The sequence below is a fragment of the Streptomyces sp. NPDC006711 genome (assembly GCF_042869775.1).
Lineage (GTDB): Bacteria > Actinomycetota > Actinomycetes > Streptomycetales > Streptomycetaceae > Streptomyces.
Genome location: NZ_JBIAGO010000030.1, coordinates 1 through 21,105, shown reverse-complemented (window position 1 = coordinate 21,105; position 21,105 = coordinate 1). Strand labels below are relative to the sequence as shown.

The following is a 21,105-nucleotide window of genomic DNA, read 5'->3' as shown; positions in this document are numbered from 1 at the left end:
AGGAAAGGCGAATCAGCAGGACGGACGACACACGCAGCCCGCATAGCGGACGAGGTCCATATGGACCCTCCGCCACAGGCGCACACGGGTGTCGGTCATGCTCCGGAGTAGACCATGGTCGGCGATGACGGTCAATACCTGACATACAACTGGGGTAACCAGGACAACTGGGGCAACTGGCAGGCGTCAGAAATCAGTTGACAAAAATCAGCAAATGAAAATTGTCAATTGACATCCGCCGTCCGTCCCACCGCCTCCCCCACCTCCGCAGAACCACCCACATCCGCACCACCCGCACCCGCACCACCCACATCCCCACCCACACCGCCGCCGCCCCCGCCATCCCCCCGCTCACCCCGGCCCGCACCGCCCCCCGCCGCCTCCGCCGCCGCGTACAGCTCCGCGGGGTGCACCCCGTTGAACGCGGCCACCAAGTGCCCGTCGGGGCGGACCAGCAGGACGGCATGGGCGGGCGCGCCCGGATAGTCCTCGGCGACCAGGAGCTCGGCGTTCAGGGGCAGCGCCGCCACCGCCGCGTTCAGCCGCGGCATCACCCCCGCCGTCAGCCAGTGACGGCGGTCCCACACGGCGGTGCCCGGCGCGACCAGAACCACCAGGAGCCTGCCCCGGTCCAGCCGGTCCCGCAACGCCACCGCCGACCCGTCCGGCGCCGTCACCCGCACATCGGCGACCGGCCACCCCGACGGCGTACCCACCGCGATGTGCGACTCGGCCGGCTCCGGCGCCAACGGCGAGAGCGGATAGCCAGGAGGAGCCCCGAGCGGGCCGCGCCCCAGATGCCCCTCGGTCACCAGGGCGTCATGGGAACGCGTGGTACCCGGAACCCAGGCCCGCAGCCCCGCCCCGCCCCGCAGGACCGGCAGCGACTGGTCACTCGCACGCAACCGGGCCGCGACCGCCGCCCTGCGCTCCGCCTCATAGCTGTCCAACAGGGCCTCGCCGGGCCCGTGGTGCCAGGCCCTGGCCAGCTTCCACGCCAGGTTCCGCGCGTCCCGCAGCCCCTCCTCGAGCGCCTGCGTACCCAGCGCGCCCAGCAGATGCGCCGCGTCACCCGCGAGGAACGCGCGGCGCACCCGCCAGCGGCGCGCCAGCCGGTGATGGACGGTGTGGACCCCCGTGTCGAGCAGGTCGTACGCCGGTGTCCCGCCGCACCAGCCGCCCAGCGTGTCCCTGACCCGCCCCACCAGCGCGTCCGGCGTCACCAGCTCGGCACGCGGCGGCAACAGCCACTCCAGCCGCCAGACACCCCCCGGCAAAGGACGCGCCGTCACCTCATCGCCCCCGGCCCGCCACGGCGGCAACCGGTGCAGCAACGCCTCACCGGGCCAGGGGAGTTCGGTTCGCAGAGCCGCCACCGCCTGGCGCTCCACCGCCGTACGGCCCGCGAAACGGATGTCGAGGAGCTTGCGCACGGTGGAACGGGCGCCGTCGCAGCCGACCACGTAACTGCCCCGCCACCACGTCGCCCCCGGCCCCGACGTGTGCGCGGAGACCCCCCGCGCGTCCTGCTCCAGCCGGTCGAGGCGGCTGTGCGTGACCAGACGTACCAGACCGGACGCGGACAGAGCCGCGCGCAGGCCGCCCACCAGAACGTGCTGCGGCACATGCGTCGGCGACGGCCCCCCCGCCTCACCAGGTCCGAAGGGGACGCGGCGCACCAGCCGGCCACGCCGCATCGAGCGCCACGCCACCCAGCGGGCCCCCTCCTCCCGCACCGCCTCGCAGCCGAGCCCCGCCACGAACGAGGCGACGTCCGGGCGCAGGACCACCGTGCGCACCGGCCGCGGCTCCTCGGGCCCCGCCCCCTCGTCCAGAACCACGGACGGCACACCCTGAGCGGCCAGCGACAGCGCGAGCGCCAGCCCCACAGGACCGGCGCCTACGATGATCACCGGGTCCACGGCGTGGCTCCCGAGGGGCGTCGGGACGGCTTGCAGGTGGCGCGGGGAACCCGGTGCACGATCACAGAACGTATGCAACCCACTGCGCGTGCTTGCGTCAAGTGACGGAGGCAGCGACGCGGACGTCACTGCCTCATATGCCGTCAGTTCGACGCGTCAGGAGCCCCATCGGCCCCGATGGCCCCCTCGGCCGCCACGGCGGGAGCGGAACCGGCCGCGGTGAGCGGGGCGTCGGCCGTGCCCATGGAGATGCCGGTCCTCGCCCGGCGCCCCCGCTTCTCGATCCAGGTCGCCAGCGCGGAGAGCAGCAGGCACATCGCCACGTAGATGACGCCGATGACCACAATGGTCGACACATACGGGTACTGGCCGTCGACCTGCGTGTTGCTCGCGATCAGACGGGCCGTCTGCAACAGCTCCGGATACAGGATGATGAACCCGAGCGAGGTGTCCTTGAGGGTCACGACGAGCTGGCTGATGATCGTCGGCAGCATCGCGCGGACCGCCTGCGGCATCAGGACACTCGTCATCACCTGCGTCTTGCTCATGCCGAGCGCGTACGCGGCCTCGCGCTGGCCCCTGGGTACGGAGTTGACGCCGGCCCGCAGCACCTCCGCCTGGACACAGCCGTTGTAGATCGACAGACCCAGCGCGAGCGCCCACATCGAGTAGTCGGTGAGGAACCCCACCCACACGCCGTAGATCGTGATGAGCAGCGGGATGGAACGGAACAGCTCGATGAAGGCGGTTGCCGCCCAGCGGACCGGCTTGTGGTCGGACATCCGGGCCACGGCCAGCACCACGCCGAGCACCAGCGAGCCGACGGCCGCCAGACCGAACGCCTTCAGCGTGGCGAGCACCGCGTCGGCGATGTTCTGCCGGATGCCCGCGTAGTTGAAGATGTCCCACATCGCGTAGTCGAGGTCGCCCTTGTCCGACAGGCGCAGGACCGCGACGACGACCAGGGCGACAAGCACGAGCGTGCCGACGACGGCATAGATCCGGTTGCGGACGACGGCCTTGGGGCCGGGGGCGTCATAGAGAACGCTGGCACTCATCGGGCGACCTCCAGGCGGCGCTCAAGCAGACGGAACAGGCCACTGATCGCGAACGTGACGATCAGATAGCCGAGGGCCACCCAGATGAAGACGGGCACGATGTCGTAGCCGTCCTCGCTCATCAGCTTCTGCCAGCCGAACATCTCGGTGACGCTGAAGGCACCGGCGATCGCCGAGTTCTTGGTGAGCGCGATGAAAATGGAGCTCAGCGGCGGGATCACCGTCCGCGTGGCCTGCGGCAGCACGATCAGGCTCAGCGTCTGCGGGAAACTCATCCCCAGCGAACGGGCCGCCTCGGCCTGCCCCAGCGGGACCGTGCTGATGCCCGACCTGACGGCCTCGCAGACGAACGAGGCGGTGTAGAAACCGAGCGCGACCGAACCCAGCAGGAACGGGCTCATCCCGGGGAAGAAGATCTCCGGCACGACGAAGAAGGAGACCAGGAAGAGCAGCGTCAGCGGGGTGTTGCGCAGCAGCGTCACCCACGCGGTGCCGAAGAACCGCAGCGGCGGCACCGGAGACACCCGGAAACCGGCGAGCAGCAGGCCGAGCACCAGGGCGATGACCGAGCTGACGACGGTGATCTCCACCGTGCCTATGAAGCCGTCACGGAATTCCGCGAAATGGTCGAGCAGTACGTTCATGGGGTCTCCGCGTCGGCGGGCAGCGGCCGGGTCGGTCGTCAGGGGGATCTAGGGGCGGGGTCCGGGCGCCCCGCAGCGGGTACGGGACGCCCGGGCGGCCGACCCCCGGGGTCAGTAACGGACGATGGCCGGCGGGGCCTGGTACTTCGAGCCGGACAGGCCGAGCGTCGCGTCGTAGATCTTCTTGTACGTGCCGTCCTGCTCGTGCTTCTCCAGCGAGGAGTCGATGAAGTCGCGCAGCGCCTTGTCGTCCTTGTTCATGCCGATGCCGTAGGGCTCCTCGGTGAACGGCTGGCCCACCACCCGCAGCTTGCCCTTGTTCTTGGCGGCGTAGCCCTTGAGGATCGCGTCGTCGGTGGTGACCGCGTCGACCTGCTTGGACAGGAGCTGCTGCACGCAGTCGGAGTACTTGGAAAGCTCGACGACCGAGGCGCCGTACTCGGGCTTCTTGATCTCCTGGAGCGGCGTGGAGCCCACGATCGAGCAGACCTTCTTGCCCTTGACGGAGGTCTTGCCCGTGATGGACGTGTCGTCCTTGCGCACGAGCAGGTCGGCGCCCGCCTTGTAGTACGGGCCGGCGAAACCGACCTGCTGCTTACGCTTGTCGTTGATCGTGTAGGTGCCGACGTAGTAGTCGACCTGGCCCTTGGAGATCGCGGTCTCGCGCACGCCGGAGTCGACGGTCTTCCACTCGATCTGGTCGTCCTTGAAGCCGAGGTCGGCGGCGATCATCTTCGCGAGCTCGACGTCGAAGCCGGAACGCACCCGGGTCGACTGGTCCTCGAAGCCGAGGTAGGGCTGGTCGGCCTTGGAACCGATGATGAGTTTGCCGCGCGCCTTGGCCGCCTTGAACGTCGCCGAGTCCAGGGTGACATTGGAGGCCACGGTGTACGTGGGAAGCTGCGGCGCGTCGCCGGCGCCCGGCTGGGCGGCCTGCTTGTCGCCGGCGGAGCCGGACTTTCCACCACAGGCGGTCGCGGTCAGGGCGAGCGCGGCGATCGCCGCGACGGCGGCGGACTTGCGGAGCATCATGGCGAACATTCCTTGCGTCGTTGGTCGTTGATCGTCATCGGGCGTGCTTCATCGGGTGTGCGTCGTCGGGCCGGTGCCAACGGCGAGGTCGCGTGGTCAGGCGGTCCTGCGGTTGGACGGTCGCGTGATCGGCGTCGGCGCCTCTGGTTGGGCGGTGGGGCAAGTGCCGGTCAGAGATGGTCAGTTGACATCGGATCTCCGTCATCTGTCATCTGTCATCCGTTATTCGCCGTTCACCGGTGGGAGGCGGCCACTCGTGATCGGTCCGTCACCATCGGTCCGCCCCCTCCCCGAGGGCCGGCCCGCCTGTCGCAACCCTGGCCCCGGCTCGCGCCGCCGCCCCGGAGCGTCAGTGGTGCAGGATCTTCGACAGGAAGTCCTTGGCCCGGTCGCTGCGAGGATTGCTGAAGAACTGGTCCGGCGTGGCCTCTTCGACGATTTTGCCGTCGGCCATGAACACGACCCGGTTGGCGGCTGAGCGGGCGAATCCCATCTCGTGGGTGACGACGACCATCGTCATGCCGTCCCGCGCGAGCTGCTGCATGACCTCAAGGACCTCGTTGATCATCTCCGGGTCCAGGGCCGACGTGGGCTCGTCGAAGAGCATCACCTTCGGGTCCATGGCCAGCGCCCGGGCGATCGCCACGCGTTGCTGCTGGCCGCCGGAGAGCTGAGCGGGGTACTTGTCGGCCTGGGTGGCGACGCCGACCCGGTCGAGCAGCGCCCGCGCCTTCTTCTCGGCGGCCTGCTTGTCGGCCTTGCGGACCTTGACCTGGCCCAGCATGACGTTCTCCAGCACCGTCTTGTGCGCGAAGAGGTTGAACGACTGGAAGACCATGCCCACATCGGCCCGCAGCCGCGCCAGTTCCCTGCCCTCCTGGGGCAGCGGCCTGCCGTCGATCGTGATCGCCCCGGAGTCGATCGTCTCCAGGCGGTTGATGGTGCGGCACAGCGTGGACTTCCCGGACCCGGAGGGCCCGATGACGACGACGACCTCGCCACGGGCGATGGTCAGATCGATGTCCTGGAGCACATGCAGCGCGCCGAAGTGCTTGTTGACGTTGCTCAGCACGACCAGGTCACCCGACGCGGGTACGGCGTCCTCGGTTCCCATGGCCACTGATACTCCGCTCATCGGCTTCTTGCTCCGTCCTCCTCGGTTGGGGAGGAACGTAGTGCTGAGGTGTGACCAGCGTCATTACATCTGAGCGGAACTTGAGCATAACGATCCGGTTGCGTGAGGGCACGCTCGGTGAGCGCGCGACCCCGGGGGAGTACCGGCTCCGTAACGGATGGTGCGAAGGGGCGGGCGCCCCCTTGACCGAAGTGGCGCCCATGCGCATGGATTCGGGGGTACATGTCGTGATGCGGCCGGTGAACACGCCAAGGCGAATCCGCGGATCCGACGCGCCACCGGGAAACACCCGGCACGTACCCGGGCAACGCCGAGCAACACCCAAGCAATACCAAGCAGCACCGAAACCGCGGAGGGGGGCCATGAGACTGCTGCTCGTCGAGGACGACGACCACGTCGCCGCCGCCCTGTCCGCGGTGCTCGCCAAACACGGCTTCAAGGTGAAGCACGCGCGCAACGGAGAAGAGGCGCTACAGGCGCTCCTTCCGGATGAGCACGGCGCCACACCACCCTTCGGTGTGGTCCTGCTCGACCTCGGCCTTCCCGACCAGGACGGCTACGAGGTCTGCGGCAAGATCCGCAAGCGGGCCGCCACCCCGGTGATCATGGTGACCGCCCGCGCCGACGTCCGCTCACGCATCCACGGCCTGAACCTGGGCGCCGACGACTACGTGGTCAAGCCCTACGACACCGGTGAGCTCATCGCCCGTATCCACGCGGTCATCAGACGCCCCAAGCCCGGCCCGCAGGCCGGCCCGCCGCCCGGCCCGTCTTCCGGCTCCCAGACCGGCTCCCAGACCGGTTCTCAGCCCGGCCCGCCGCCCGGCCTCCCGCCCGGCGACGACGAGAGCGTCGTGCTCATCGGACGGATGCGCATAGAACTGCTCACCCGCCGCGTCGGCGTCGACGGCGCGGACGTACAGCTGACCCGCAAGGAGTTCGACCTGCTGGCGCTCCTCGCCCAGTGGCCCGGCGTCGTCTTCCGCCGCGAACAGATCATCAGCGAGGTCTGGCGCACCAGTTGGGAAGGGACCGGCCGCACCCTCGAAGTGCACGTGGCGTCCCTGCGCTCCAAACTCGGCATGCCCGCGCTGATCGAGACCGTGCGCGGCGTGGGCTACCGGCTCGTCGAGCCGGCCGCCCGCTGACCCCAGGACTGCCCGGTGCGCACCCGTCTGCTGCCGCTGCTCATCTTCCTGCTCGCGCTCGTCCTGGTCGCGTTCGGCTTCCCGCTGGCCCTGAGCGTGGCCCACGCCCAGCAGCAGCGCGTCGTCATCGACCGGATCGACGACACCGCGCGCTTCGCCGCGCTCGCCCAGTTCGTCACCGCGCCCGACGGCAACGGCGCCGGCACGGACGGCACCGACAGCGCCAACAGCACGGAACGGCTGACCACCCTCGAAGAGGAACTGAACCGCTACTCCACCCTCTACGGGATCAAGGCGGGCGTCTTCTTCCGCGACGAGAGCGCCATGGCGAGCGCCCCCGCCGACTGGCACGTGCCCGCCAAGGGCCAGGGGTACGTCGCCTTCCACGAAGCCCTCGCGGGGCGCCGCAGCCACGACCCCGCCCAGGTGTGGCCCTGGCAGCAGGGCCGCCTCGTGGTCGCGTCGCCCGTCGTGCGCGAAGGCGACGTCATCGCGGTCGTCGTCACGGACTCGCCCACCGGCAGCATGCGTTCGGCCACCCTGCACGGCTGGCTGCTCATCGTGGCCGGCGAACTCGCGGCGATGCTGCTCGCGGTCGGCGCGGCGTTCCGCCTGACGGGCTGGGTGCTCAGGCCCGTACGCGTCCTGGACGCCGTCACCCACGACATCGCCACCGGCCGCATGAACTCGCGAGTCGCGGCCGCCGGCGGACCCCCGGAACTCAGAAGGCTGGCCCGTTCGTTCAACGAGATGGCCGACAACGTCGAGGAGGTCCTTGAACAGCAGCGCGCCTTCGTCGCCGACGCCTCGCACCAACTGCGCAACCCGCTCTCGGCCCTGCTCCTGCGGATCGAACTGCTCGCGCTCGAACTGCCCGAGGGCAACGAGGAGATCGCCTCCGTACGCACCGAGGGCAAGCGCCTGGCGCAGGTCCTGGACGACCTGCTGGGCCTGGCGCTCGCCGAACACGCCGCGGCCGACCTCCAGCTCACCGACGTCGGGGCGCTCACGGGGGAACGGGTCGCCGCCTGGCGCCCGCTCGCCGAGGACAAGGGCGTGACGCTGACCGCGGACGGCGCGGCGGCCGCCACCGGCTGGGCGGACCCGGTGGCCCTCTCCAGCGCCCTGGACGCGGTCATCGACAACGCGCTGAAGTTCACCCCGGCCGGCGAGGAGGTGCGGGTCACCGTCGCCGTCGAAGGACCGAGGGCCACCGTGACGGTCGCCGACCGGGGCCCCGGCCTCCTGGACGACGAGCTGAGCCGTGTCGGTGACCGCTTCTGGCGCGCGGGCCGCCACCAGAACGTCAAGGGCTCGGGCCTCGGCCTGTCCATCGCGCGCGCCCTGCTCGCGGCGGGCGGCGGCACCATCGCCTACTCCCACCACCCCCCACGCGGCCTGCGCGTGCGGGTCACCGTGCCGCGCACGCCGCCGGAATCGTGAACGGCACACCACCCCGCGCACCCCGAGCCTCCCGCGCCCCCCGCCGGCCCGGCGCCGGCACGCTCAGGGCTTGACCGAGCGGTAGTAGTCGCGCGCCCCGTCGTGCAGCGGCAGCGGATTGGTGTAGATCGCCGTGCGCAGGTCCACCAGTTGCGCCGCGTGCACCTCGCGGCCGATGCGGTCACGGCTGTTTATCACCGTGCGGGTGAAGCCCTCGGTCAGCGCGGCGTCGGTGCGGTCCGTGGTGACCAGCAGATTCGCGACGGCGATCGTCGGCACGGGCACACCGTGCTGCGCCTGCGGGTAGGCGTCCGCCGGCATGGTCGCCGCCCGGTAGTAACCGGTGCTGCCGTCCGCCTTGTGCAGCGCGGAGACCAGATCCGCGAGCGGCACGAGCCGGATCGGGTACGCCTGGGACAGCTTGAGCACGGCCGTCGTCGGCAGGCCACCGGACCAGAAGAACGCGTCGATCCGCTTGTCCCGCAGCAGCTCGGGCATGGTGTCGATGCCGGCGGGGACGGGCGTGATGTCCTTCAGCGGATCGAGGCCCGCCGCCGCGAGCAGCCGGTCGGCCAGGAGCCGCACCCCGGAACCGTCCTGCCCCACGGCGACCCGCTTGCCGCGCAGATCCGCGACCGAACGCACCGGCGAGTTCTGGGGCACCACCAGCTGGACGTAGTCGTCGTACAGCCGGGCGCAGCCGCGCAGCCGGTCCGCGCCGGGCCTGTCGTCCTTGCGGAACTTGTCGACGGAGTCCGCCGTCGCGATGGTGAAGTCGGAGACGCCGTCGGCCAGGCGCCGGAGGTTCTGCTGCGACCCCTCGCTCGTACGCAGCCGCACCTGGACGTCGGGCAGATCGGTGGCGAGGGCCTGCCGCAGCAGCTCCCCGTAGCGCTGGTACACCCCGGTGCGCACGCCCGTGCTGAAGTCGATCGTGCCGCCAGGGGAGGGGCCGGGGAAGGGGACGAGCCACCACGTGAGCAGCCCCAGGACCACCGCGAGCGCAGCGGCCCCTTGCAGGGCGCGGTTGCGGCTGAGCCGGGACAGGGCGGGGAGCATGGCTGGATCCTGCCAGTTCATTCCCCGCGAGGACCAGGGGGCGGCGGGCCCCGTACCCTGGTGTACGAGATGAGCGCGAAGACCTACGAGGTGCGCACCTACGGGTGCCAGATGAACGTCCACGACTCCGAGCGGCTGTCCGGCCTCCTTGAGGGAGCCGGCTATGTCCGCGCGCCCGAGGGCGCCGACGGGGATGCCGACGTCGTCGTCTTCAACACCTGCGCGGTGCGGGAGAACGCCGACAACAAGCTGTACGGCAACCTCGGCAGGCTCGCCCCGATGAAGACGAAGCGGCCCGGCATGCAGATCGCCGTCGGCGGCTGCCTCGCCCAGAAGGACCGCGACACCATCGTGGAGCGCGCCCCCTGGGTCGATGTCGTCTTCGGCACGCACAACATCGGCAAGCTGCCGGTGCTTTTGGAGCGTGCCCGCGTCCAGGAGGAGGCGCAGGTCGAGATCGCCGAGTCGCTTGAGGCGTTCCCCTCCACGCTGCCCACCCGGCGCGAGTCGGCGTACGCGGCCTGGGTGTCCATCTCGGTGGGCTGCAACAACACGTGCACCTTCTGCATCGTCCCGGCGCTGCGCGGCAAGGAGAAGGACCGCCGCCCCGGCGACATCCTGGCCGAGATCGAGGCGCTGGTCGGCGAGGGCGTCTCGGAGATCACCCTGCTCGGGCAGAACGTCAACGCCTACGGCTCGGACATCGGTGACCGCGAGGCCTTCAGCAAGCTCCTGCGGGCCTGCGGCACCATCGAGGGCCTGGAGCGGGTCCGTTTCACCTCGCCCCACCCGCGTGACTTCACGGACGACGTGATCGCCGCGATGGCCGAGACGCCCAACGTGATGCCGCAGCTGCACATGCCGTTGCAGTCCGGCTCGGACACGGTCCTCAAGGCGATGCGCCGCTCCTACCGGCAGGAGCGTTTCCTCGGGATCATCGAGAAGGTGCGCGCCGCGATCCCGCACGCCGCCATCTCCACCGACATCATCGTGGGCTTCCCCGGCGAGACCGAGGAGGACTTCGAGCAGACCATGCACACCGTGCGCGAGGCCCGCTTCGCCAACGCCTTCACCTTCCAGTACTCCAAGCGCCCCGGAACGCCGGCGGCGACCATGGAGGGGCAGATTCCGAAGGAGGTCGTGCAGGAGCGCTACATGCGCCTGTCGGCTCTCCAGGAGGAGATCTCCTGGGAGGAGAACAAGAAGCAGGTCGGCCGCGTCCTTGAGGTCATGGTCGCCGAGGGGGAGGGCCGCAAGGACGGCTCCACGCAGCGCCTGTCCGGGCGCGCCCCCGACAACCGCCTGGTCCACTTCACCAAGCCCAACCAGGACGTGCGTCCCGGCGACGTGGTGACCGTGGAGATCACCTACGCCGCCCCGCACCACCTGCTCGCCGAGGGCGCCACGACCCGGGTACGCCGCACCCGGGCGGGCGACGCCTGGGAGAAGCGCAACGCCGCACCCGCCGACAAGCAGGCCGGCGTCATGCTCGGGCTGCCCACGATCGGCGTGCCCGCGCCGCTCGCCGAGCCCACGGGCGGCTGCTCGGTCCTGTGAGACCGGGCGTCGTCGAAACCCTCACCGCGGGGCCGTGGCGCTGAAGCCGGGCGGCCCCGCGTCCCTCGCGCCGCGCCCCCGCATCGGCGGGGCCGCGGCGCGGCGACGGGACTAGGCTGCGGATCATGCTCGTAGCCGCCGCTGTCTGCCCCTGCCCGCCCCTGCTCGTGCCCGAGGTCGCCGCCGGCGCCGCGCCCGAACTCGACGCGGCACGCGACGCCTGCGCCGACGCGCTCGGGGTGCTCGCCGCGTCCCGCCCCGACCTCCTGGCCGTGGTCGGCCCGGCCGAGGAAGATGCCGTCTTCCGCCCCGGAGCCCTCGGCACGTTCACGGGCTTCGGCGTGGACGTCTCCGTACGCCTGGGCACGGGTGAGCCCGGTGCGCGGCGGCTCCCGGTGTCGCTCGCGGTCGGCGCCTGGCTCCTGGAGCGGGCCGGCTGGCGGGACGCGCCGCTCCAGGGCCTGGCCGTGGACGAGCGGATGGAGCCGGAGCGCTGCGCCGATGCGGGGCGGGAACTCGCCGCGCGGGCCGGCCGTGTCGCCCTGCTCGTGCTGGGTGACGGCAGCGCCTGCCGCACCCTGAAGGCCCCCGGCTACCTCGACGAGCGCGCGCAACCCTTCGACCGGGCCGTGGCCGCCGCCCTTGGCGCTGCCGACCTCGCGGCCCTCAAAAGCCTGGACGACGGCCTGGCGCACGAGCTGAAGGCCGCAGGGCGCGCGCCCTGGCAGGTCCTGGCCGGCGCGGCGGACGGCGCCGGGCTCGGCGGCCGCCTGCTCTACGAGGACGCGCCGTACGGAGTCGGCTACTTCGTGAGCGTCTGGTCCTGAAACCCCCGACGCCCGAAACCCTCGACGCCTGAAACCCCCGACGCGGGCCCCCGACGCTGGACCCGGGACCGCATGCTCGACCCGGCCCGGACTGGGCGCGCGCGGCGGAAGCCGACCGGACGCAGGCCCTTGCGCACGGGAGGCCAGGACACGCCGGAGGGCCGTGGAGCTTGTCGAAGCTCCACGGCCCTCCGGCGCGCGTGGTTCAGGGCGCGGACGGCAGCGGCGGGGTGCCACCGTCGTCCTCGCGGATGCGTGCGGACACGCGGTCCAGGTGCCTGCCCGGGTGGCTGCCCGGGTGGCCGTCCGGACGACTACTGCCGGGCGCCCTCGCCGGCCTCGTTGTCCGCGGCCTCCTCGGCGGACTGCTGCTTGGGGATCTCGACCCCCTCGGCGGCCGCGCCCTCGGCCCGCTCGCCCGCACCGCTCTCCCCGGCGGCCTCGACCGCGTCGGCGGCCTCGGCGGCGCAGCACCCGCCCGTGGCGCCCGTGTCGCCCTCGGCCTCGGGCCGCGCCGTCAGCGTGGCCGCCACGCCCTCCTCGGCCGGCTCCGTGCTCGTCGACTCCGTGACGGCCGCGTCGGCCTTACGGCGGAAAAGTGAAAATACGCCCATGTCTGCTCCATAACGTACGTGTGTGGGCGAAATCCCCGGCCGACCGGAGCGCCCCATTGCGTCGCCCGGCGGCACCGGCCAACAAACCGGCGTTCGGAACCTCGCAACAGGCAACGAACCCAGCCGGGTCGCGTCACGTAGCTCGTTCGAGGAGGTGCGCCGAGGTTTGCGAGACTGTGACCGTGAGAAGTGCACCTCCCGCGCCGCGGGTCATCGCCGTCGTCGGCCCGACAGCGGCCGGAAAGTCCGATCTGGGCGTCTTCCTCGCCCAGCAGCTCGGCGGCGAGGTCGTCAACGCCGACTCCATGCAGCTCTACCGGGGGATGGACATCGGCACCGCCAAGCTGACGCCCGACGAGCGCGGCGGCGTCCCGCACCACCTCCTGGACATCTGGGACGTGACGGAACCGGCCAACGTCGCCAGCTACCAAAAGCTCGCCCGCGCCGAGATCGACCGGCTGCTCGCCGAAGGACGCACCCCCGTCCTCGTCGGCGGCTCCGGCCTCTATGTGCGCGGCGCCATCGACGTGCTCGACTTCCCCGGGACCGACCCGGAGGTACGCGCCCGGCTCGAGGACGACCTGGAGCGGCACGGCCCCGGCGCCCTGCACGCGCGGCTCGCGGCCGCCGACCCCGGGGCGGCCACCGCCATCCTGCCCAGCAACGGCCGCCGCATCGTCCGCGCCCTCGAGGTGATCGAGATCACCGGGCAGCCGTTCACCGCCAACCTGCCCACCCACGAATCGGTGTACGACACCGTTCAGATCGGCGTCGACGTGGCCCGCCCCGAACTCGACGAACGCATCACCCTGCGCGTCGACCGGATGTGGGAGGCGGGCCTCGTCGAAGAGGTACGGACCCTGGAGGAGCGCGGACTGCGCGAGGGGCGCACCGCGTCCCGCGCGCTCGGCTACCAGCAGGTGCTCACCGCGCTCGCCGGCGCGTGCACCGAACAGGAAGCGCGCGACGAAACCGTACGCGCCACCAAGCGCTTCGCGCGCCGTCAGGATTCCTGGTTCCGGCGCGATCCGCGCGTCCACTGGCTGAGCGGAGCGATGGAGCACCGGGCGGAACTCCCGCGCCAGGCGCTGGCGTTGGTCGAACGAGCGGTTACAGCCTGATCACGTGATGGCATCGGGACGCCCCGCCGGTCAATGCGGCCCCGCCGCCCGTGCCATCATCAAACGTCGATCCACCAGTGGAGTCCGAGTCGGGAGGGCGCGTGGCGATGGAGGCCGGCCCTCGCAGAGAGCAAGGATCGCGGCGCGGCGCCGCGCACCCGGGCCACCGGGACGACACCCCGGCGGCCCCGGACGCGCCGCAGGCGCACCTGCCCGCACAGAACGCGAACGACGGCGCGCGCGAAACGCACGGGGCGCCGCCCGCGCTCGGTTCCGCGGTGCTCGGAGCCTCGGGCCTGAGCCCCGACGGACCGGAGGACGGCTCCGTGGGAGCCGTGTCCGACGGCGGAGAGGTCGAGGTCGAACTGCGGCCCCAGCGCCGCCTCAGGATCTGGCAGCTCGCCCCCATCGTGATGCTCGCCGCGCTCGGCTCGCTCATGTTCGCCTTCCCCCTCGCCTTCGAATTCGGCGACGGCGGACCGGTCGTGGCGATGCTCGGACTGCTCATCAGCTGCTGCGCCGCCGGCTGGGGCATGATGGCCGCGCGCCGGGTCGGCCACACCTGGCCGGGACTGCCCGGCAGAGGATCACGCGAACGCCCCGACTGGCGCGTCCTCGCCCTGTACGTGGGCGTCGCCTGCGTCCTTGTCGCACTCGCCGTCTGGCGCGTGGCCCGGCTGCGCTGAGCCGCAACGCGATACGCCGACGGCCACCCGGCGCGCCCGCCTGCCGGGCCACGTGTCAGTGCCCCACCGTAGGATTGACGCGTGAACACTTCGCCGATCGCCTTCCTCAAGGGCCACGGAACCGAGAACGACTTCGTGATCGTCCCCGACCCGGACAACGTCCTTGACCTGCCCGCGTCGGCCGTCGCCAGGCTCTGCGACCGCCGGGCCGGCATCGGCGGCGACGGCGTGCTGCACGTGGTGCGCAGCGCCGCGCACCCCGAGGCCCGCGCCATGGCGGACGAGGCCGAATGGTTCATGGACTACCGCAACAGCGACGGCTCGATCGCCGAGATGTGCGGCAACGGCGTGCGCGTCTTCGCCGGCTACCTGGCGCGCGCCGGGCTCGCGAAGCAGGGCGATCTGAGCGTCGCCACCCGTGGCGGAGTCAAGAAGGTGCACATCGCCAAGGGCGGTGACATCACCGTCTCCATGGGCCGCGCCCTGCTCCCCGACGCCCAGGTCACCGTCACGGTGGACGGCCGCAGCTGGCCCGCGCGCAACGTGAACATGGGCAACCCCCACGCGGTGGCCTTCGTGGAGGAGCTGGACCACGCGGGAGAGCTGCGCTCGGCGCCCCCCGTCAGCCCCGCCGGCGTCTACCCGGACGGGGTGAACGTCGAGTTCGTCGTGGACCGGGGCCCCGGCCATGTGGCCATGCGCGTCCACGAGCGCGGCGCCGGCGAGACCCGCTCGTGCGGCACCGGAGCCTGCGCCGTCGCCGTCGCCGCCGCCCGAAGGGACGGCGCGGACCCGGCGGCCACCGGCACCCCCGCCACCTACACCGTGGACCTGCCGGGCGGAACACTGGTCATCACCGAATACCCCGACGGTGAGATCGAGATGACCGGACCCGCGGTGATCGTCGCCGAAGGCACCGTCGACCCGGCGCTCCTGGCGGCCTGAGCGGCCGCGCAGGGAAACGGCCGTGGCCGAAACCTTCGCTCGAATGGGTGATCCGGTTCACGCTGAGCGAGAGCGGGACTGCGCCACGTGGTGGGCTCGGTAGCATCAAGCACCGGTCCGGAGGGGCACGCCGGTCCCTCCACCACCGGTCGATGCCGCCGGAGGTACCCCATGAGTGCAGAGGCCACAAATCCTGGTGCTCACAGCCGCCGACGCGGCCGCCCCCGGATCGACCTCCGCCGACTGGGCCGCGCGGCACTGCTCGGACCGGTCTCCCGCGACCGGCTGCCCGACGCCATCGGCCACGTCGCCGACGCCCACCGGGCCCACCACCCCGACGCCGACCTGGCCGTACTGCACCGGGCGTACGTCCTCGCCGAAGCCTCCCACCGGGGCCAGTACCGCAAGAGCGGCGAGCCCTACATCACCCACCCGCTGGCCGTGACGCTGATCCTGGCCGAACTGGGCGCGGAGACAACCACGTTGACCGCCTCCCTCCTCCACGACACCGTGGAGGACACGGAAGTGACGCTCGATCAGGTCCGGGCCGAGTTCGGCGCGGAAGTCACCTATCTGGTGGACGGCGTCACCAAACTGGAGAAGGTCGACTACGGCGCGGCGGCCGAACCCGAGACCTTCCGCAAGATGCTGGTCGCCACCGGAAACGACGTCCGGGTGATGTCGATCAAACTCGCCGACCGGCTGCACAACATGCGCACCCTCGGCGTGATGCGCCCCGACAAACAGGCCCGCATCGCCAAGGTGACCAGGGACGTCCTGATCCCGCTCGCCGAACGTCTCGGTGTGCAGGCCCTCAAGTCCGAACTCGAAGACCTCGTCTTCGCGATCCTGCACCCCGAGGAGTACGAACGCACCCGCGCCCTGATCGCGGCCGGCACCGGCGCCGCCGACCCGCTGGCCGCCATCGCCGACGCCGTACGCGCCGTACTGCGCGAAGCGGGCCTCCAGGCCGAAGTCCTCATCAGGCCGCGCCACATCGTCTCCGTGCACCGCGTGCACCTCAAACGCGGCGAACTGCGCGGAAGCGACTTCGGGCGGCTGCTCGTCCTGGTCACCGAGGACGCCGACTGCTACGCGGTCCTCGGTGAACTCCACACCTGCTTCACGCCGGTGGTCTCCGAGTTCAAGGACTTCATCGCCGCACCCAAGTTCAACCTGTACCAGTCGCTGCACACGGCGATCGTCGGCCCCGCCGGCGACGTGGCCGAAGTCCTCATCCGCACCCGCCGGATGCACAAGGTCGCCGAGGCCGGCGTCATCGCGCTCGGCAACCCCTACCCGCCGGGCCCCCATACGCAGGGCGCCCATACGCAGAGCCCCGGCGACGGGCCGCAGCAGACGGGCGACGAGCGCGAGGACCCCACGCGCCCGGGCTGGCTCTCCCGCCTGCTCGACTGGCAGCAGAACGCCCCCGACCCCGACACGTTCTGGTCCTCCCTGCGCGAGGAACTGGCGGGCGACGAAGAGATCACGGTGTTCTGCGCCGACGACCGCACCCTGGTCCTGCCGGCCGGCGCCAGCTGCGTCGACGCCGCCTACGCGCAGTACGGCGCGGCCGCCCACAGCTGCGTCGGCGCCCGCGTCAACGGCCGCCTGGCCACGCTCAGTACGGTGCTCAACGACGGCGACACGGTGCAGCCGCTGCTCGCCCAGGACGCCACATCGGGGCCGTCGGCCGGCTGGCTCGACCACGCCAGGACGCCGGCCGCGCGCATCGCGATCACCGGCTGGCTCGCGGCCAACCCCGAGGGCGCCACCGTGCCCGCCGCCACCCCCCGCCCCCAGGTCAACGTCCCCGCCGACCGGCGCGCCGCCGCCAACGCGGTGACCGACCTGCCCGGCGTGACCGTACGGCTCGCGGGCTGCTGCACCCCCGTGCCACCCGACGCGGTCACCGGATTCTCGGTGCGCGGGGCCGCGGTGACCGTCCACCGTCAGCAGTGCCCGGCCGTCGTGCGCATGCGGGCCGTGGGGCGGGCGCCGGTGGAGGTGCGCTGGGGGGAGGCCGCCGAATGCCGCGTCACCCTGGTCGCCGAGGCCTTCGGGCGCCCGCGCCTGCTGGCCGACCTCACGGAAGCCATCGCGGGCGCCGACGTGGCCATCGTCTCGGCCACCGTGGAACCCCCCAGCGAGCAACGCGTCCGGCACACCTACACCCTCCAACTGCCGGACGCCGCCGGGCTGCCCGCCCTGATGAGGACCATGCGGGACGTGGCGGGGGTGTACGACGTGAGCCGGGCGCAGCATCCAGCGGCGGCGGGGTGAGGCGGAAGGCCTCGACCGGGTTCGCCGGCTCGAGGACACCTGACGAACGGCGATTGACGAACGACAATTGACGGACATGGACGGTTAGCTGACACTTTTCACCGTCTGATATCCGTCATCGCACCGCCCACCACCCGCCCCCCACCACCCCCGTTCGGGTGGCCCCCATGCGCGTCGGCACGAGCGGCCCCCCTCGCGCTGGTAGCGGTAGGGCATGCCGCTCACCCCTCGCCCCTTCCGCTCCCGCCGCCTGCGTGCCGCGCTGCTTGCCGCGGCCGCGGCATCCGTAGTCGCCGCGGCCCTGCCCGCCCCCGTACCGCTCGGCATCGGGGACCCCCTCTTCCCGCACCTGGGCAACCCCGGCTACGACGTACTCGCGTACGACATCGGGCTCACCTACCCCGGCGAGAACGACAAGCCCATGGAGGCCGTCACCACCATCGACGCCGTCGCCACGGACGCCCTGGAGCGGATCAATCTCGACTTCGCCCGCGGCACGGTGCACGGCGTGGACGTGAACGGGCGCCCGGCGGCGTTCGCCGGCGCCGACGAGGACCTGGTGATCACCCCGCAGGAGTCCGTGAGCGCCGGGGAACGGCTGCGGATCACCGTACGCCACACCAGCGACCCGAACGCCGCGAGCGACGGCGGCTGGGTGCGCACCTCCGACGGCCTGGTGATGGCCAATCAGGCCGACGCCGCCCACCGGGTGTTCCCGTGCAACGACCACCCCTCCGACAAGGCGTTCTTCACCTTCCACGTGAACGCGCCCGCCGACGTGACGGTCGTGGCCAACGGTCTGCCCATCGGCCATGAACGCCAGGGCAGCCGGGTCGTCTCCTCGTACCGCGTCAGCCATCCCATGGCGACCGAGCTGGCGCAGATCTCGATCGGCCACTCCGCGGTGCTGCACCGCGAGGGGCCGCACGGGCTGCCGATCCGCGACGTGGTCCCGGCGGCGGACCGGGCGAAGCTGGAGCCGTGGCTGAGGAAGACGCCCGGGCAGATCGAGTGGATGGAGCGGCAGGTCGGGGCGTACCCGTTCGAGACGTACGGGGTGCTGATCGCGGGCGCCTCCACGGGCTTCGAGCTGGAGACGCAGACCCTGACACTGTTCGAGCGGTCGTTGTTCCTGCGGCCGGAGTTCCCCGAGTGGTACGTGGACTCGATCATGGTGCACGAGCTGACGCACCACTGGTTCGGCGACAGCGTCTCGCCCCGGGCCTGGTCGGACCTGTGGCTCAACGAGGGGCACGCGACCTGGTACGAGGCGCGGTACGCCGAGGAATTCGGCAAGCGGTCCATGGAGCGCAGGATGCGTGAGGCGTACACCCAGTCCGACGGCTGGCGCGCCGCCGGTGGCCCGCCGGCCGCGCCGAGGCCGGCCGGACCCGGCCAGAAGATCGGTATCTTCCGCCCGATCGTCTACGACGGCAGCGCCCTGGTCCTGTACGCCCTGCGCGAGGAGATCGGGACGCGCGCCTTCGAACGGCTGGAGCGGCGCTGGGTGCGGGACCACCGGGACTCCACCGCGTCGAGCGCCGACTTCGTCGCGCTGGCCTCCGAGATCGCCGGGCGCGACCTGTCCGGCTTCTTCAAGGCGTGGCTGTACGGCGAGAAGACTCCGCCGATGCCGGGTCACCGGGACTGGCGCAGCGCGCCGCCGCGCCCGGCCGGCCCGGCCCACCCGGCCCACCCGGCCCGTCCGGCACACCCGGCCCACCCGGCCCGTCCGGCACACCCGGCCGCGCACCACTGAGGCACCCGCAGGCCCGTCAACCTGGCCGGGGGCCGGCGCCGGGGCCTGAAAACCCGGGTGACGGCCCCCGAGGGCCCGTGCGACCATCGTTCACGTCGGCGGCGCCACCAGGGCCGGATTCCGTCCGGGAATCATTCGGGTCCATCACGCGTTGTGACCGACACAGCCGGATTTCCCTCGGGGTCTTCCGGTCCGCGATTCCAACGACGTAAAGGATCCAATGACCTCCTCTTCATCCCCTTCCCAGGACGAGCAGAGCTTCGCGGACACCCACCGCACCGAGAGCCTTCGGGCCGATGCCCTGATGGAAGAGGACGTCGCCTGGAGCCACGAGATCGACGGGGCACGGGACGGCGATCAGCTCGACCGCTCCGAGCGGGCCGCGCTGCGCCGCGTGGCGGGCCTGTCCACCGAGCTCGAAGACGTCACCGAGGTCGAGTACCGCCAGCTGCGTCTGGAGCGCGTGGTGCTGGTCGGCGTCTGGACCACGGGCACCCTTCAGGACGCCGAGAACTCGCTGGCCGAGCTCGCGGCTCTCGCCGAGACGGCGGGCGCCCTCGTGCTGGACGGCGTCTACCAGCGCCGTGACAAGCCCGACCCGGCCACCTACATCGGTTCCGGCAAGGCCCAGGAGCTGCGGGACATCGTCCTGGAGACCGGCGCGGACACGGTGGTGTGCGACGGTGAGCTGAGCCCCGGCCAGCTGATCCACCTGGAAGACGTCGTCAAGGTCAAGGTGGTCGACCGGACCGCGCTGATCCTCGACATCTTCGCCCAGCACGCCAAGTCCCGTGAGGGCAAGGCGCAGGTCTCCCTCGCGCAGATGCAGTACATGCTGCCGCGCCTGCGCGGCTGGGGTCAGTCGCTGTCGCGCCAGATGGGCGGCGGCGGGTCCAGCGGTGGCGGCGGCATGGCCACCCGAGGTCCCGGTGAGACCAAGATCGAGACGGACCGCCGGCGGATCCGCGAGAAGATGGCGAAGATGCGCCGTGAGATCGCGGAGATGAAGACGGGCCGCGAGATCAAGCGCCAGGAGCGGCGCCGCAACAAGGTGCCCTCGGTCGCCATCGCCGGTTACACCAACGCCGGAAAGTCCTCGCTGCTCAACCGCCTCACGGGCGCGGGCGTGCTGGTGGAGAACGCGCTGTTCGCCACCCTCGATCCGACCGTGCGCCGGGCCGAGACGCCCAGCGGGCGGCTGTACACGCTGGCCGACACCGTCGGGTTCGTACGGCACCTGCCGCACCACCTCGTCGAGGCGTTCCGCTCCACCATGGAGGAGGTCGGGGACTCCGATCTGATCCTGCACGTGGTGGACGGCTCGCACCCGGCGCCGGAGGAGCAGCTGGCCGCCGTGCGCGAGGTCATCCGCGACGTGGGCGCCGTCAACGTGCCCGAGATCGTGGTGATCAACAAGGCGGACGCGGCGGATCCGGTCGTGCTCCAGCGGCTGCTGCGGATCGAGCGGCACTCCATCGCGGTCTCGGCGCGCACCGGTGAGGGCATGGCGGAACTGCTCGCGCTCATCGACAGCGAACTGCCGCGCCCCTCGATCGAGATCGAGGCGCTGGTGCCGTACACGCACGGGCAGTTGGTCGCCCGGGCGCACGCCGAGGGCGAGGTGATCTCCGAGGAGCACGTGGCGGAGGGCACCGTCCTCAAGGCCCGGGTGCACGAGGTGCTGGCGGCGGAGCTCGCTCCCTATGTGCCGGCCGCGCACTGAGCGTTCGTCCCCAGGGCGGATACGCGACAAGGCCCGCCCCCTCGGCCAAGAGGCTTGGGTTCAGGGGGTTGTCGCAACACCACTGGGTTTCAGGTGGTGAGTAGATCACGTAGACGCTCGGCTGGGGTATCCCAGTCGAGCGTCTT

18 protein-coding genes are annotated in these 21,105 nt (G+C 71.5%); 10 read left to right on the top strand and 8 right to left on the bottom strand.

Annotated features, from left to right (window positions below):
- Positions 1–12: 12 nt before the first annotated feature.
- From ACFYM2_RS33370 to ACFYM2_RS33345, 6 genes are all read right to left on the bottom strand, one after another.
- Complete coding sequence (locus ACFYM2_RS33370) at positions 13–99, bottom strand: putative leader peptide (protein WP_324608114.1); 87 nt, start codon at positions 97–99, stop codon at positions 13–15.
- Between the two features lie 125 nt (positions 100–224).
- A complete protein-coding gene (locus ACFYM2_RS33365) occupies positions 225–1,922 on the bottom strand; it encodes an FAD-dependent monooxygenase (RefSeq protein ID WP_388841409.1) in 1,698 nt (565 codons plus the stop codon).
- A 143-nt stretch (positions 1,923–2,065) separates the two neighbouring features.
- Entirely contained in the window at positions 2,066–2,980 is a 915-nt protein-coding gene (locus ACFYM2_RS33360) for an amino acid ABC transporter permease (RefSeq protein WP_388841406.1), read from the bottom strand.
- Complete coding sequence (locus ACFYM2_RS33355) at positions 2,977–3,624, bottom strand: amino acid ABC transporter permease (protein WP_388462180.1); 648 nt, start codon at positions 3,622–3,624, stop codon at positions 2,977–2,979. The genes ACFYM2_RS33360 and ACFYM2_RS33355 overlap by 4 nt, the downstream gene beginning before the upstream one ends.
- Before the next feature lie 111 nt (positions 3,625–3,735).
- A complete protein-coding gene (locus ACFYM2_RS33350) occupies positions 3,736–4,656 on the bottom strand; it encodes a glutamate ABC transporter substrate-binding protein (RefSeq protein WP_359006251.1) in 921 nt (306 codons plus the stop codon).
- A 349-nt stretch (positions 4,657–5,005) separates the two neighbouring features.
- Positions 5,006–5,791, bottom strand: coding sequence for an amino acid ABC transporter ATP-binding protein (locus ACFYM2_RS33345; protein WP_350233034.1), 786 nt, complete (start codon positions 5,789–5,791; stop codon positions 5,006–5,008).
- 362 nt (positions 5,792–6,153) lie between these two features.
- Here ACFYM2_RS33345 and ACFYM2_RS33340 point away from each other — a divergent pair, with 362 nt between their 5' ends.
- Together ACFYM2_RS33340 and ACFYM2_RS33335 are read left to right on the top strand one after the other, a co-directional pair.
- Positions 6,154–6,939, top strand: a complete 786-nt coding sequence (locus ACFYM2_RS33340) for a response regulator transcription factor (protein ID WP_388462178.1) — start codon at positions 6,154–6,156, stop codon at positions 6,937–6,939.
- A gap of 15 nt (positions 6,940–6,954) precedes the next feature.
- Complete coding sequence (locus ACFYM2_RS33335; RefSeq protein ID WP_388462177.1) at positions 6,955–8,382, top strand: ATP-binding protein; 1,428 nt, start codon at positions 6,955–6,957, stop codon at positions 8,380–8,382.
- A 63-nt stretch (positions 8,383–8,445) separates the two neighbouring features.
- Here ACFYM2_RS33335 and ACFYM2_RS33330 read toward each other — a convergent pair whose 3' ends face one another.
- Entirely contained in the window at positions 8,446–9,441 is a 996-nt protein-coding gene (locus tag ACFYM2_RS33330; RefSeq protein WP_359006261.1) for a TAXI family TRAP transporter solute-binding subunit, read from the bottom strand.
- 69 nt (positions 9,442–9,510) lie between these two features.
- Here ACFYM2_RS33330 and miaB point away from each other — a divergent pair, with 69 nt between their 5' ends.
- Positions 9,511–10,998, top strand: coding sequence for a tRNA (N6-isopentenyl adenosine(37)-C2)-methylthiotransferase MiaB (gene miaB / locus ACFYM2_RS33325; protein WP_359006264.1), 1,488 nt, complete (start codon positions 9,511–9,513; stop codon positions 10,996–10,998).
- A gap of 125 nt (positions 10,999–11,123) precedes the next feature.
- Positions 11,124–11,825, top strand: a complete 702-nt coding sequence (locus ACFYM2_RS33320; protein WP_359006267.1) for a class III extradiol dioxygenase subunit B-like domain-containing protein — start codon at positions 11,124–11,126, stop codon at positions 11,823–11,825.
- Positions 11,826–12,139: 314 nt separating this feature from the next.
- On the opposite strand, the gene ACFYM2_RS33315 is transcribed toward ACFYM2_RS33320, so the two are convergent.
- On the bottom strand, positions 12,140–12,439 hold the full coding sequence (locus ACFYM2_RS33315) for a hypothetical protein (protein WP_359006269.1): 300 nt from the start codon (positions 12,437–12,439) through the stop codon (positions 12,140–12,142).
- Between the two features lie 182 nt (positions 12,440–12,621).
- On the opposite strand from ACFYM2_RS33315, the gene miaA reads away from it, so the two are divergent.
- The 6 genes from miaA (at position 12,622) to hflX (ending at position 20,959) form a co-directional block, all read left to right on the top strand.
- Positions 12,622–13,560, top strand: a complete 939-nt coding sequence (miaA, locus tag ACFYM2_RS33310; protein WP_359006272.1) for a tRNA (adenosine(37)-N6)-dimethylallyltransferase MiaA — start codon at positions 12,622–12,624, stop codon at positions 13,558–13,560.
- A gap of 101 nt (positions 13,561–13,661) precedes the next feature.
- Positions 13,662–14,246: a hypothetical protein gene (locus ACFYM2_RS33305; RefSeq protein WP_388841402.1), complete on the top strand. Its 585-nt coding sequence runs from the start codon at positions 13,662–13,664 to the stop codon at positions 14,244–14,246.
- A gap of 81 nt (positions 14,247–14,327) precedes the next feature.
- Positions 14,328–15,191 (top strand): diaminopimelate epimerase, encoded by an 864-nt coding sequence (dapF, locus tag ACFYM2_RS33300; RefSeq protein WP_388841400.1) that lies wholly within the window; start codon positions 14,328–14,330, stop codon positions 15,189–15,191.
- Between the two features lie 171 nt (positions 15,192–15,362).
- A complete protein-coding gene (locus ACFYM2_RS33295) occupies positions 15,363–17,477 on the top strand; it encodes a RelA/SpoT family protein (protein ID WP_388841398.1) in 2,115 nt (704 codons plus the stop codon).
- Between the two features lie 214 nt (positions 17,478–17,691).
- Positions 17,692–19,236 carry a M1 family metallopeptidase gene (locus ACFYM2_RS33290; protein ID WP_388841395.1) on the top strand — a complete coding sequence of 515 codons (1,545 nt, stop codon included), beginning with the start codon at positions 17,692–17,694 and terminating at the stop codon, positions 19,234–19,236.
- A gap of 220 nt (positions 19,237–19,456) precedes the next feature.
- Complete coding sequence (gene hflX / locus ACFYM2_RS33285; protein WP_359006283.1) at positions 19,457–20,959, top strand: GTPase HflX; 1,503 nt, start codon at positions 19,457–19,459, stop codon at positions 20,957–20,959.
- Positions 20,960–21,105 lie beyond the last annotated feature (146 nt).